This window comes from Streptomyces xanthochromogenes, from assembly GCF_014650455.1.
Taxonomy (GTDB): Bacteria; Actinomycetota; Actinomycetes; order Streptomycetales; family Streptomycetaceae; genus Streptomyces; species Streptomyces xanthochromogenes.
Window position 1 is genome coordinate 226,807 of the sequence record NZ_BMUZ01000004.1, and the last position, 11,859, is coordinate 238,665.

The window sequence follows — 11,859 nt, forward strand, 5'->3', positions numbered from 1 at the left end:
CGGTCACCAGGCCTCCTTGACGACTACCACGCTGGCATCGTCCCGCCGTACCGCCGCTTCGCGCAGCAGTTGCCCCGCCATGACGAGCGGGGAGTGGTGCAGGAGACCGGGCATCGCCGCGGGGTTCCAGCGCTCGGTCAGGCCGTCGGAGTGCATGACCAGGGCGCCGTGTCCGGGCAGCGGCTCCTCGAAGGTGCGCAGGCGGCGCATGTGCGCGCCGACTATTCCGGGGGCCGAAATCAGGGCCCGGCGCCCGTCCTCCCCCACGAGGAAGCCGCTGACGTTGCCGATGCCGCAGTACAGCAGCCGGCCCGCGTCGGGCTCGATCCGGGCCACGGCGACGGCGCCGCCGCGGGTGCCCTGGAGAGCCCGGTGCACGGCGCCGAGGACGCCTTCCGGGCTGGTTTCGGACGTGGTCTCGAACGCCTTGACCGCGGCCGCGCTGGCACGTGCGGCAAGGGGCCCGTGGCCCAGGCCGTCGCAGAGCATGACCAGGACGACGGGCCGGTCCCCGGCACCGGTGTCGACGCCGCGCACCGCCCAGGCGTCCCCGCAGACGCTCTCCCCGCTGATGGGCCTGGTGACCCCCGCGGCGAGGGAGGACCCGGGCGAGGCGACGACCGCCCTGCCGTCCAGCGAGCGCGGCCAGAACTGGGCCGCCATGACCGTGCCGCGGCCCGGAACGGAGTGCAGGTCGAAGTGGTCGGCGAGCCGGGAGACCGCGCCCAGACCGATGCCCAGGGTGCCCGCGCTGGACGCCCCGTCGGCGAGGGCGGCCGGCACGTCCGTCATGCCGGGCCCGGAGTCGACGGTGAGGAACTCGACGCCGGCCTCGCCGTCCTGGCGCACCACCCGCAGCAGCAGCGCGCCGTCCACGGCGTGACGGTGCACGTTGGTGGCCGCCTCGGTGACGGCGAGTGCGACTTCCGCCGCGCGGTGGCTGCTCAGTCCGATGCGGCGGGCGAGTGCGGCGGCCGCGCCCCGAGCGGCGGCCGCGAAGGACTCGCCGTCACGGAACCAGGCCACGTCCTCGCACGCCAGGACCGTAGTCGTAGTCATCGGACCCACTTGATGATGGTCACGACCGTGCCCTCACCGGGCACGGTGTTCAGATCGAAGTCGTCGACCAGCCGACGGGCACCGCTCAGTCCGAGCCCGAGTCCACCGCCGGATGTCCAGCCGTCCGTCATGGCCTGCTCGACATCCGGGATACCGGGACCGGAGTCCTCGAATATGGCGGCGACGCCACGCTTGCCACCCCTGCTGACGGTGCCGGCCCTGACCGTGCCCCCACCGCCGTAGATGAGGGTGTTGCGCGCGAGCTCGCTCGCCGCGGTGATCATCTTCGTCTGATCGACGAGAGACAGCCGGCACTCCTGGGACAGCGTCCGGATGGCTTGGCGGATGTGTACGAGATCGCCACTGCGCGCGATCGGATAGACCCGCGGCTCCTCCCCCGCCGTCCAGGGCGCCGTCACTGCAAGCCCGAACTGGCGGCCCGGTTCAGCTTCGCCAAGCCCTTCTCCAGGTCCAGGGCCGTGCTGACTCCACCGAGGGAGAGACCCAGTTCGACGAGGGTGATGGCCACGGCCGGGCGCATGCCCACGACCACGGTCCGGGCGTCGAGCACCCGCGAGATGGAGGCAACCGTGGCGAGCATCCGGCCCACGAACGAGTCGACGATCTCCAGCGCGCCGATGTCGATGATCACGCCCGTGGCCGACCGCGCGACGATCTGGTCGGCCAGATCCTCCTGGAGGTTCAGAACCGTCTGGTCCTCCAGGTCGAACTGCACGGACACGATCAGCGTGTCTCCGATCCGGAGGATCGGGATGCGCTCACTCATCGTTGGCCGCCCTGGTGGGCGACCAGGTCGACACCGGACCGGCGCAGGGCCAGCTTCAGGGCGTCCGCCAGGCTCGCCTTCGTCACGATGCCGTCGAACTCGATCCCCAGGGCGACGATGGTCTGCGCGATCTGCGGGCTGATGCCGGACACCGTGCACTCGGCGCCCATCAGACGGGCGGCGACGATCGTCTTGAGCAGGTGCTGGGCGACCTGGGTGTCCACGGCGGGCACGCCGGTGATGTCGATGATGGCCTGCTCGGAGCCGGTGTCCACCAGTGCCTGGAGGAGCTTCTCCATGACCACCTGGGTGCGCGCCGAGTCCAACGTGCCGACCAGCGGCACGGCGATGACCCCGTCCCAGAGCCGGACCACCGGGGTCGACAGCTCCAGGAGCTGCTCCGCCTGCGCGGAGATGAGCTCATCACGCGTCTGTGTGTAGGTCTCGATGGTGAACAGGCCGAGACCGTCGAGAATGCGCCCGAGCTGCAGATAGGCACGCACCACTTCGGCACTGCCGTCCTCAAGGAGCGGTTCGAGCACGCGCTTGAGCGCGAAGACGCTGATGGCGGTCTCGCTCGGCGAGAAACCCTGACGCGCCCTGTTGCGCGAGAGTTCCGTCAGCAGTGCGCGGACCTCCGACATCTGCTCGGCGTGAACGTCGGTCGCGCCCTGGCGCAATGCCTCGACGAGTGCCTCGTACAACTCCCGCAGCTCACGGTCGAGCTCGGCCTTGCCCACGCGACTGCCCAGCGTCCCCGACACCTCGCGAATCCACGACGAGGCCAGGTCCTTGTCCTCTACCGACAGGATTCCCACCAGGTCCACAGCGCTGTCTCGCTTCACCATTCAGGCGCTCCTTCGGTATTCATATATTCGCGTCAGAGCTGACCCATGCAGCGTACGGCACACATCAGGCGTGGAGTCCCGGTCCTCCTTGCCGCTCCCTCGCAGGAGTTCAAAATTCCGTTTGCCGCCCGGCGAGACAGACAATCATCCACCCGATCTCCGACCGCGGGGGTTGGGGATTCCGGGGTTCAGATGAGGCGCCCGGCGCCGGCCGGGTGGCCTCCCGGGTCGTCGGACAGCGCGATCCTGGTCGTGACGCGCTTGCCCACCGGCTCTCGGCTGACCTCGAAACTCCGGCATACGCCCATCACGATCTCCAGGCCGTGCTGGCCGACCCGGCCCGGGTCCGCCGGGCGGGCCATGGGGAGGGTGGACTCGCTGTCCCAGACGCTGACCTCGACGGTCCCGTCGGTCACCTGGAGGTCGAGCAGACAGGGTCCCGGGGCGTACTTGTAGGCGTTCGTCACCAGCTCGCTCACCACCAGCTGGACGGTTCCCATGACACGGGACGACACCGGGATCCCATGGACCGCCTGTACCTCGGCCAGAAAACGACGCGCCACATCACGGGCCTCCGCGATGGGCTCGTCGCCACCGAATGTAGCCGCCGACCATATCGGCCGGTCCGCCGTCACGCGCCGGACCGCGTCATTGCACACCATCTGATCCACACCGCCATCCCCGTTCCACACATACCCAGGTTTGGCCTGCTACCCCGATATGTGTCCCCCACACACTCTCGGCCACACATTCTGTTGGACCCACTTCCCGCGCTCCCGCGCCACGTGGATCCGCCCGAGCCATGCCCCGCCCCGCATGCAGGGGGCGTGGCAGATACGGGAGGCACGGGCGAGCGGTCACGCGTTCCCGTCCGGGACGTTCCGGTCAGGCTTCGACCGCCCGGTCGACGAGGGCGCCCGCCGTGCCGGTGTACGTCGTCGGGTCGCAGAGGGCGCCGAGCTCCTCCTCCGCGATCAGGTCGGCCAGCTCGGGGGTCGCGGCGAGCACATCGGCCAAGGGCCGACCGGTCTGCCGGGCGAGCGCCGAGGCATCGCCGAGGAGCCGCTTGGCAACCACCTTGCCGAGCTTCGGTGCGAGTGTCGCCACGATGCGCTCCGAAACGATCTGACTTCCCGTCAGTTCGAGGTTGGCGAGCATCTGTTCCGGCCGCACCTCAAGCCCTTCGGTGAGCTCGACCGCCGTGTGCGCGGCACCGCCGGCGAGCCGGAGGCACTCGCGCAGCAGCTGCCACTCCGCGTGCCAGGCACCACTGGAGCGCTCGTCCTCCGACAGCATGCACTGACTCAACGCCGAAGCCAGCGCGGGCACTTGGAGCGCCGCCGAACGGATCAGGGTGGCCAGTACGGGGTTGCGCTTGTGCGGCATGGCGGAGGAGCCGCCGCGTCCGGCCACGAAGGGCTCGGCCACCTCGGCGACCTCGGTCCGGGTGAGGGACTGCACATCGACCGCGATCTTGCCGAGCGCCCCCGAGGTGAACGTCAGAGCCGCCGCGAGGTCGGCCATCGGCGTACGCAGGGTGTGCCAGGGCAGTACGGGTCGGGCCAGACCCGTCTCCGCCGCGAAGGCCGCGACCAGCCGGTCCAGGTGCTCTCCGGGGTCGGTGGTTTCCGCGCCGTCGAGCCGTGCGTACTCCAGGTACCCGGCCAGGGTGCCGGCCGCACCGCCCAGCGACACCGGCAGGCCGCCGTCGACGAGGTGGCCGATCCTGCGTTCGGCGTCGAGGACCAGCCGGTGCCAGCCCGCCGCCTTCAGGCCGAAGGTGGTGGGTACGGCCTGAAGGCCGAGGGTGCGTCCGGCCATCACGGTGTCCCGGTGCCGCACCGCCAGCTCTGCGAGCGCGGCGGCGGTGCGAACGAGGTCGGCCCGGATGATGCGCAGTGCCCGCCGGGCGACCAGCATCGCGCCGGTGTCGAAGATGTCCTGGCTGGTGGAGCCGCGGTGTACGTATTCGGCCGCCGCGGGCTCGTCGGCCGCCACCGCTCGCGTGAGGACCGCCACCAGACCGACCACCGGGTTGGCCGTCTCCCTGGCCGCCAGGGCGATCTCCCGGACGTCGAAGCGCTCGGCCCTGGCGGCGCGGGTGATCGCTTCGGCGGCCGGCCCGGGAAGCGTGCCGACGCGGGCCTGCGCCCGGGCCAGGGCCGCCTCCGCGTCGAGCATGGCCTGGAGCCAGGCGCCGTCCTGCACGGCTGCCTCGACGGGCGTTCCGGCCCGGACCGGGGAGAGCAGTCCGGAGTCGATGTGCGTGGTCATGCGATCACCTCTGCAAGACGGGTCGTCGCCGACCGCTCGGGGGCCCGGGCCGGGTGTCCGAGGATGGTGGCACGGGTGGACCGGGCCATGCAGCCGGGCGTCGGCCGACCTCGTCGGACCCACCCCGGTCCGCGCCCCGACCGCGGTCACCGAGTGGCCGGACCCGGCGATGCGTCGCCCACGCTGCGAGCACCCAACTACGCCTGAGTGGAGGCCAGTTCGCGTACCGTCGCCATGTCACTGAACGGCAGCAGCTCCTCGCCGACGATCTGGTACGGCTCACTCCCCTTGCCCGCGATCAGGACGATGTCGTCCGGCCCGGCGACGGACAGGGCGAAGGCGATGGCACTGCCTCGGTCGGCGCACCGCTCGAAGGGGGTGCCGCTGGCCACCAGCCCTGGCGTGATCTGGTCCAGGATCGCCTCGGGGTCCTCGTTCCTGGGATTGTCGGAGGTGAGGACGACCCGGTCGGAGTGGGCGCCGGCGATCTCGCCCATCTGTGCGCGCTTGGTGGTGTCGCGGTCCCCGCCGCAGCCGAAGACGGTGATGACCTCGTGAGTGGCGAACTCCCGGATGGCGGTGAGGACCTTGTCCAGGGAGTCGGGCGAGTGCGCGTAGTCCACGATCACGGACGTGCCGCGCGGAGTCTGGAAGCGCTCGAAGCGCCCCGGCACCGGGGGCATCCGTTCGAGCGCGGCGACAAGACCCGCCAGGTCGTGTCCCAGGAGGTGACAAGCGGCCACGGTGGCAAGGGCGTTGGCCACCGAGAAGCGTCCCGGCACGGGGATCGCCGCCGGGTACTTCCGTCCGCCGTGGTGCAGCGTGAAGCGCGTGCCGAAGGCGTCCATGCTCAGCTCGGTGGCCCGGAAGTCCGCCTCCGCGTCGAGGGCGTACGTGGTGACCTCACCGGGCATCATCGCCCCGATCCCGGCGCCCACCGGGTCGTCGGCGTTCACCACCGCCCGGCGGCACAGCCCCTGGAACAGACGCAGCTTCGCGTCCCGGTAGTTCTCCATCGTGCCGTGGTCGTCCAGGTGGTCCTGGGTGAGGTTCGTGAAGATGCCGACGTCGATGAAGGCGTGGTCCACCCGGTGGTGCAGCAGGCCCATCGACGTGGCCTCCAGGACCACGGTGCTCACCTCTCGGTCGCGCATCTGACCCAGCAGGTACTGGAAGTCGGGTGATTCCGGAGTGGTCAGGACCGAACGCGGCATGGGGATCAGCGCGTCGCCGATCCGGTTGCCGGCCGTCCCGATCACCCCCACCCGAGCGCCCTCGGCGAGGCGCAGCACGGATTCGACCATGTACGAGACCGAGGTCTTCCCGTTGGTGCCCGTGACGGCGACCATGTCCATGTCCCGACCCGGCTCGCCGTAGTAGCGGGAGGTGACGAACGCGGCCGCGGTCCGGGCGTCGGGCACCCGTACGACACACACCGCGGCTTCGGTCGCCCACACCGAGGCCGGAAGGTCGGGGGTCGCGCTGTCGACGAGCACGGCGACCGCGCCGCGCGCGAGGGCCGGGCCGACGGCTTCGGGGCCGCCCTCGCGGTGTCCCGGCACCGCGATGAACAGGGCACCTGGCGAGACGCGGTGGGCGTCGAAGCACGTGCCCGCGGTGATGTGCGTCCCCGGATCTCCCAGGAGGACCTCGTGGTCGTGTCCGGCCAGCAATTCGGTCAACTTCATGGAGGCCCTCTCGATGGTGCGGCCGGTCGGGCGCCGGGCCATCGCCGACAACGGCGAGGCACGCGCCGAGGAGCCGCGGAAACGGTGCGGAGGCGTGCGGGAGGTACGCGACGGACGGCTCGGTGGTGTGAGCGACCGGGAAAGCACGCGAACAACCGGAAAAAGGAGAGCGCGCACGGGAGCGAGGGCGCGGAAGGGCCGACGGTTCTCTACGTGCGGAAAGGAGGACCGCACTCCGGTCCCTGGGGAGACGGCCTGCTCAAGCTAGCCAAAGCCGTGCAGCGCGCGACAGCGAATGCGAGGCGCAATGGGGCACATGGCACGCGGGGCGCCGCTCAGGCGCTTCCTCACCGCGTATGTGCAACCCATGAGTGGAGTGTACGTCCCACCGGGCCGCGCGGCTCCCACCCCCGTGGCCGGATGGATGCCTACGGGCCCATGCGGTGCCCGCGGGCGACGTGTGGCGCACCTCGGCACGGGTCTCACCGGCACGTGACGCCGGACGGGGAACGGACCGGGAACGAGGACGTGCCCGTGCGTCCTCTGCCGGGGACGCACGGGCGGTCGTGGTTCACCAGCCGCTCACGCGCGTCCAGAAGCCTTCGATCTCCGGCGCGGTGTCCGTGCCGCGGGTGCCGTCGATGACGTGGTAGCCGCGGTGCTGGGCGGCGGTGGCACAGGCGTGATTGGGCAGAATGCGCAGGCGGGTGCCGACGGGAAGGTCGGGCAGGTCGGCGCCGTCGCGGGCCGTGAGGGTGCCGTGTTCCTGGCTGGCGGCCGTCATGACCAGGCCCGGAACGAGGTTGCCGTCCAGGTCGGCGACCAGGCCGTAGCCCTGGTCCTGCGCCTGGACGGAGGTGCCGCGGTCTCGTGACATGGCCATCCAGCCGCCGTCGGTGACCAGCCATCCGTATTCGGGCCGGTGTCCGATGACCGTGACGACGACCGACAGGGCGAGGTCGTCGGGTTCGCAGACGCCGAGGCCCGCCATCACCAGGTCGAAGAAGACGTAGTTGCCGGCGCGCAGTTCGGTGACGCCGGTGAGGTCCTCGGCCGCGTGCGCGGTGGGAGTGGAGCCCACGCTGACGGTGGCCACGGGCAGGCCGGCCGCCCGCAGCCGCTCCGCCGCGGCGACAGCGGTGTCGCGTTCGTTCTTCGCCGCCGAACGTTGCTCCTCCGCGGTGTAGGCGAAGTACGACTCCCCCGCGTGGGTCAACACCCCGTCCAGACAGCCCGCGTCGTGCAGGATGCGCCCGATCTCGACGAGCTCGGGCGCGTCGGCCGTGCGGCCACCGCGGTGGCCGTCGCAGTCGATTTCGATCTGGGCGGGAACGGGGAGGCCGGCCCGGCGGGAGGCTCGGGCCACGGACTCCGCCTGCTCGGCACTGTCCAGCAGGACGCGCAGGGTGACGCCCCGGCCCAACAGCGCGAGAACGCGCGGGAGTTTATGGGGGTCGATGCCGACGGCATACGTGATGTCGGTGTAGCCGCCGTCGGCGAATGCCTCGGCTTCGGCGAGCGTGGAGACGGTGATGGGGCCGGGGGTGCCGTGGTGCAGGAAGGCAGCCACACCAAGGGACTTGGCCGTCTTCACATGGGGCCGCAGGGCAACTGCCAAGCCGTCGGCCCGTGTTGCCAGTCGGTCGATGTTGCGGCGCATCCTGTGCGCGTCGACGACGGCGAACGGGGTGTCGGGATCGGCGAGGGTCCCGGCGGCTGTGGAGCGGGCGGCGCCGGAACGGGCCGTGTGTGGAGGGAGGTTCACAGGGAGATGTCCATCTTCTTCAGGAGGGCGAGGCCCGGATACAGGTCCTGGAAGCCGATTCCGGAGCTGTCGAAGACCGTGCTGTCGCTGTCGTCGGCGCGTCCCGGGGCCCGGTGGGTGAGGACCTCGCCGAGCGGCGCGAGGACCGTACCGGCCGGGGCGTGCCGGCTCTCGCCCATGCGGCGGGTCTGTTCGGGGAGGTCGCAGAAGGCGCGGGCGCGGGCGAAGAGTTCGGGCGGGAGCTCCCGTTTGCCGGGGGCATCGGCTCCCATGCCGGAGACGTGTGTGCCGGGCCTGACCCACGCGGCCGCACGGCGCCGGACGTGGGAGCGGGTACGGGAGCGGCGGTCGGCTCCGCCCCGGTCGGTTCTGCGACGGTCGGCTCCGCAGCGGTCGACCCCGCCCCGGTCGGTTCCGCGGTCGTCGGTTCCGCGGCGGTCACGAGGCGCCTTCACTTGGCGTAGTTGTAGACGGTCGCCCTGGATACGCCCAGCAGATCCGCGATGGCCTGCGCGGCGTCCCGCGAGTCGAAGTAGCCGTCCTGGTGCAGCTGCCGCACCAGCGCCTTCTTGTCCTCCCGCCCCAGCGAGCGGGGTGTCGCGCCACGGTCCGCGGCCCGCTCCTCCACCGCCCGGCGCAGCGCACGCGCGTTGCGGTCCCGGAGGCTCTCCAAGGACTGCTCGCGGAACTCGGCGTCCGTGGCCACGAGGTTCGACAGCGCGAGCGTCACCGGTGACAGCACCGAGACGTCGAGGTTGAGGCAGAGGGCCGCGATGTACTGCCCGGCGGCGTTCTTGATCCCGATGGACGTGCTCTTGGCCGGACGGCCGTCGGGGAACCGGTTGGGGTAGTTCTGGATCACGCTGGGGTATTCGGGGTCCTCGATGCGGGCCAGACCCAGTTCCGTCGCGGAGTCGCCGACCTCGCGGCCCGAGAGGTTGTTCTCGATCACCCGGATCGCGTGCCGCGGATCGCGCAGGTCGTGCAGCACCACCTCGCACAGTCCCGGGAACATGCGGCCGAGCGCGACGGCGATGCCCTCCGCCTCGCGGATGAGGTGCTCGTCGGCGTCCACGGCTGCTGCCGCGACGACGCTCACGCGCTCGCCCGGCTCCGCATCGCCGTCCACCATGCGTGCCACAAGACCTCCGGCTCGAACCTGTCGTCTAGATTTATACAACAACTCTAGACTACAAATCCAGCGAGTGCGGCCCGTGGACCCGCGCGGGACCTAGTCGCCCTCGCCGGAGGTTCCCTTCCAGCCCCGGCGTCGGTGCTTGTGCGAGTGACGCACCAGTTGGCCGGCGAAGAGCGTCACCGCCGACACCCCGCGGACCCACCGGGGCCCGCCGCGCTCCGCCCACACCACGCATACACACCCGCAGATGACGAGCGCCAGGACGACGAGCAGTACCAGACCGATCATGTTCTCCACCTCTCCGAGGTCCTCATCCGGTACACAGCCAACTATCGTTGTCCAGCCGCCCTGTTGCCGTCTCGTCACAGCTTGGCAATGGCGCGGGCAATCCGCGGAATTCTCCGGACATGCTTGTGGCCGGGCCCGCGTCGATCGACGCGGGCCCGGCCACAAGCATGTTTTTCGGAGCGGTGTCCGTCGGTCCTCAGTCCTTCAGGACGTCCTTGACCTTTTCCTTGGCGCCGCGGGCGTCACCCTTTACCTGCTCGCCACGGCCTTCGGCCTCCAGGCGTTCGTTGCCGACCGCACTTCCGGCCTTCTCCTTGACCTTGCCCTTGGCCTGCTCGACCTTGGACTTCGCCTTCTCGTCGCCTGCCACAACACTCAACTCCCTTGAATCACTGTGGGGGGAATCCGCTCGACAATCCGGATGTCCCCGATCCAGCGGCCCAAACAGCGGGAGCGCAAAGCTTTTTCCGACGCGGGCGGCCGCCGGGCGATCCGGCCCCCCATGACGGCCCATCGCGCCCCATGACGAGGGGAAAGCCGATTCCCGGCCAAGAATTTCGTAAACAGACGTGTTGGAGTTGTGTGGGCTTGTCGCGCGGGGGCATTCGGTGGCTCGGAGGTTGATAACTATGGTTCCCCTGCTTCTCGTTCTTCTGCTGGCTCTGATCCTCTTCGGTGCGGGTTTCGCACTGAAGGCTCTCTGGTGGATCGCGATCATCGTGCTCGTCGTCTGGCTGGTCGGCTTCGTCGCCCGCCCCAAGGGAGGAAGCGGCCGCTGGTACCGCTGGTAGGCGCACGGCGCCGAACACGTGACATATGGGCTCTCCGCCGGTCGATCGGCGGGGAGCCCATACCCATGTCCATCCCCCGGCCCGTCCGAGGCGGAGCGATCATGCGCGACTACTCGCCGTCACCTTGGCGCGAGGAGGAATATGCCGTCCATTCCCGGGCACTCCGAGGCAGAAACTGGCGGCGCGAGGGGCTCGGTCCGATGCCCGGCCCTGATGTGAGGATGGCACCATGCATGCGGCCTTCGAGGAGAAAGTGCAGATCGCGCAGCATGGGCAGGTCTGCGTGATCACCGTGCGCGGCGAGATGGACTACGACGACTCGGAGGCCTTCCAGGCGGCCTGGGACGCGGCCGACCGCGCTGCGCTGCCCACCACGGCGGTGGATCTGACCCAGGTCACCTTCGGTGACAGCATGCTCCTGGGGGCGCTGCTCAATGCCCGGCGCCGGCACGAGGCCGACGGCCGGGACCTCATCCTGGTCGGCCCGCTGCAGCCGGCCGTCACCCGGCTGCTCGACGTCACCGGCATGCGCGACTACTTCACCATCGCCGACACCGGCCCCGCTCCGATCAGCTAGCACCTGGGTCTCATGGATGGGACGACAGCGGGTAAGCGACTCTGCGCGAGGGACGACAGCCAGTGACGACAGCCAGTAGCGACCGTCCCGTACCCGCAAGGGAACACCGAGGACCGACCCGGAAGAGGAGCTCTATGGTCACCCCGCTGAGGAATCGCGCATCGGGCACGGAGGACTCCACGGCGTCTCTGCGTCACAGCGCCGCCTGGGACACGACAGAGCTGTCCATCGCCGACGCCCGGGCCGCCGTACGCACACTGCTCGCCCGGGCCGGACACGAGCCCGATGGACGACCCGCCCAGGACGCCCAGCTGGTCGTGAGCGAGCTGGTGACCAACGCGCTGCGCCACGCGCCGGGCCCCGGACATCTGACGCTGGAAGTCCTGCCGGACGCCTCCCTGCTGCGCGTCACGGTGCGGGACAGCTGTCCCGCCCCGCCCGCACCCCAATCGCCCAATCCCCTGCGCATCGGCGGGCACGGCCTCATTCTGGTCACCCGCCTGTGCGACCGGCTTCACACCGTCCCGCTGGACGACGGCAAGCAGATCGTCGCCGACCTCCACCTCGGCGAGGCCGCCAACTAGCTTGTGCCGCTTGCCCGTTCGGGGTCACGGCACGCCGCTCGCACGGCCATGGGCCGGTCG

Annotated in this window: 15 protein-coding genes; 3 read left to right on the forward strand and 12 right to left on the reverse strand. The window is 70.5% G+C overall.

Going from position 1 to position 11,859, the window contains the following annotated elements:
• Positions 1 to 3: 3 nt before the first annotated feature.
• The 12 genes from IE267_RS11960 to IE267_RS12015 form a co-directional block, all read right to left on the reverse strand.
• Entirely contained in the window at positions 4 to 1,059 is a 1,056-nt protein-coding gene (locus IE267_RS11960; RefSeq protein WP_167151776.1) for an ATP-binding SpoIIE family protein phosphatase, read from the reverse strand.
• A complete protein-coding gene (locus IE267_RS11965) occupies positions 1,056 to 1,478 on the reverse strand; it encodes an anti-sigma regulatory factor (RefSeq protein WP_167151778.1) in 423 nt (140 codons plus the stop codon). Before IE267_RS11965 ends, IE267_RS11960 begins: the two co-directional genes overlap by 4 nt.
• Positions 1,475 to 1,846 carry an STAS domain-containing protein gene (locus IE267_RS11970; RefSeq protein WP_161246857.1) on the reverse strand — a complete coding sequence of 124 codons (372 nt, stop codon included), beginning with the start codon at positions 1,844 to 1,846 and terminating at the stop codon, positions 1,475 to 1,477. Before IE267_RS11970 ends, IE267_RS11965 begins: the two co-directional genes overlap by 4 nt.
• The gene (locus IE267_RS11975) at positions 1,843 to 2,694 is read right to left on the reverse strand and encodes an STAS domain-containing protein (RefSeq protein WP_167151780.1); all 852 of its coding nucleotides are present in this window, start codon (positions 2,692 to 2,694) and stop codon (positions 1,843 to 1,845) included. The genes IE267_RS11970 and IE267_RS11975 overlap by 4 nt, the downstream gene beginning before the upstream one ends.
• Positions 2,695 to 2,882: 188 nt before the next feature.
• Positions 2,883 to 3,356 carry an ATP-binding protein gene (locus tag IE267_RS11980; RefSeq protein ID WP_161246873.1) on the reverse strand — a complete coding sequence of 158 codons (474 nt, stop codon included), beginning with the start codon at positions 3,354 to 3,356 and terminating at the stop codon, positions 2,883 to 2,885.
• A 223-nt stretch (positions 3,357 to 3,579) separates the two neighbouring features.
• The gene (locus IE267_RS11985) at positions 3,580 to 4,968 is read right to left on the reverse strand and encodes a nitrosuccinate lyase (RefSeq protein ID WP_189763178.1); all 1,389 of its coding nucleotides are present in this window, start codon (positions 4,966 to 4,968) and stop codon (positions 3,580 to 3,582) included.
• Positions 4,969 to 5,165: 197 nt separating this feature from the next.
• Positions 5,166 to 6,656, reverse strand: a complete 1,491-nt coding sequence (locus IE267_RS11990) for a UDP-N-acetylmuramoyl-L-alanyl-D-glutamate--2,6-diaminopimelate ligase (protein WP_189763179.1) — start codon at positions 6,654 to 6,656, stop codon at positions 5,166 to 5,168.
• Between the two features lie 571 nt (positions 6,657 to 7,227).
• A complete protein-coding gene (locus tag IE267_RS11995) occupies positions 7,228 to 8,316 on the reverse strand; it encodes an alanine racemase (RefSeq protein ID WP_189763457.1) in 1,089 nt (362 codons plus the stop codon).
• A 101-nt stretch (positions 8,317 to 8,417) separates the two neighbouring features.
• A complete protein-coding gene (locus tag IE267_RS40125; protein ID WP_268251542.1) occupies positions 8,418 to 8,876 on the reverse strand; it encodes a hypothetical protein in 459 nt (152 codons plus the stop codon).
• On the reverse strand, positions 8,873 to 9,553 hold the full coding sequence (locus tag IE267_RS12005; protein WP_189763458.1) for a helix-turn-helix transcriptional regulator: 681 nt from the start codon (positions 9,551 to 9,553) through the stop codon (positions 8,873 to 8,875). The genes IE267_RS40125 and IE267_RS12005 overlap by 4 nt, the downstream gene beginning before the upstream one ends.
• A gap of 99 nt (positions 9,554 to 9,652) precedes the next feature.
• A complete protein-coding gene (locus tag IE267_RS12010; RefSeq protein ID WP_167151786.1) occupies positions 9,653 to 9,847 on the reverse strand; it encodes a hypothetical protein in 195 nt (64 codons plus the stop codon).
• A gap of 196 nt (positions 9,848 to 10,043) precedes the next feature.
• Positions 10,044 to 10,217, reverse strand: a complete 174-nt coding sequence (locus IE267_RS12015) for a CsbD family protein (protein ID WP_167151788.1) — start codon at positions 10,215 to 10,217, stop codon at positions 10,044 to 10,046.
• A gap of 259 nt (positions 10,218 to 10,476) precedes the next feature.
• On the opposite strand from IE267_RS12015, the gene IE267_RS12020 reads away from it, so the two are divergent.
• From IE267_RS12020 to IE267_RS12030, 3 genes are all read left to right on the forward strand, one after another.
• Positions 10,477 to 10,638 carry a hydrophobic protein gene (locus IE267_RS12020; RefSeq protein ID WP_100575597.1) on the forward strand — a complete coding sequence of 54 codons (162 nt, stop codon included), beginning with the start codon at positions 10,477 to 10,479 and terminating at the stop codon, positions 10,636 to 10,638.
• A gap of 229 nt (positions 10,639 to 10,867) precedes the next feature.
• Positions 10,868 to 11,215: an STAS domain-containing protein gene (locus IE267_RS12025; protein ID WP_229861040.1), complete on the forward strand. Its 348-nt coding sequence runs from the start codon at positions 10,868 to 10,870 to the stop codon at positions 11,213 to 11,215.
• Positions 11,216 to 11,349: 134 nt separating this feature from the next.
• Positions 11,350 to 11,799, forward strand: coding sequence for an ATP-binding protein (locus tag IE267_RS12030; protein ID WP_167161890.1), 450 nt, complete (start codon positions 11,350 to 11,352; stop codon positions 11,797 to 11,799).
• The last annotated feature ends 60 nt before the right edge of the window (positions 11,800 to 11,859 follow it).

Coding starts and splice junctions, on each gene's coding strand:
- IE267_RS11960 (WP_167151776.1), bottom strand. CDS start 1,059: ATGACTACGACTACGGTCCTGGCGTGCGAGGACGTGGCCTGGTTCCGT.
- IE267_RS11970 (WP_161246857.1), bottom strand. CDS start 1,846: ATGAGTGAGCGCATCCCGATCCTCCGGATCGGAGACACGCTGATCGTG.
- IE267_RS11975 (WP_167151780.1), bottom strand. CDS start 2,694: ATGGTGAAGCGAGACAGCGCTGTGGACCTGGTGGGAATCCTGTCGGTA.
- IE267_RS11980 (WP_161246873.1), bottom strand. CDS start 3,356: ATGGTGTGCAATGACGCGGTCCGGCGCGTGACGGCGGACCGGCCGATA.
- IE267_RS11985 (WP_189763178.1), bottom strand. CDS start 4,968: ATGACCACGCACATCGACTCCGGACTGCTCTCCCCGGTCCGGGCCGGA.
- IE267_RS11990 (WP_189763179.1), bottom strand. CDS start 6,656: ATGAAGTTGACCGAATTGCTGGCCGGACACGACCACGAGGTCCTCCTG.
- IE267_RS11995 (WP_189763457.1), bottom strand. CDS start 8,316: ATGCGCCGCAACATCGACCGACTGGCAACACGGGCCGACGGCTTGGCA.
- IE267_RS12005 (WP_189763458.1), bottom strand. CDS start 9,553: ATGGTGGACGGCGATGCGGAGCCGGGCGAGCGCGTGAGCGTCGTCGCG.
- IE267_RS12010 (WP_167151786.1), bottom strand. CDS start 9,847: ATGATCGGTCTGGTACTGCTCGTCGTCCTGGCGCTCGTCATCTGCGGG.
- IE267_RS12020 (WP_100575597.1), top strand. CDS start 10,477: ATGGTTCCCCTGCTTCTCGTTCTTCTGCTGGCTCTGATCCTCTTCGGT.
- IE267_RS12025 (WP_229861040.1), top strand. CDS start 10,868: ATGCATGCGGCCTTCGAGGAGAAAGTGCAGATCGCGCAGCATGGGCAG.
- IE267_RS12030 (WP_167161890.1), top strand. CDS start 11,350: ATGGTCACCCCGCTGAGGAATCGCGCATCGGGCACGGAGGACTCCACG.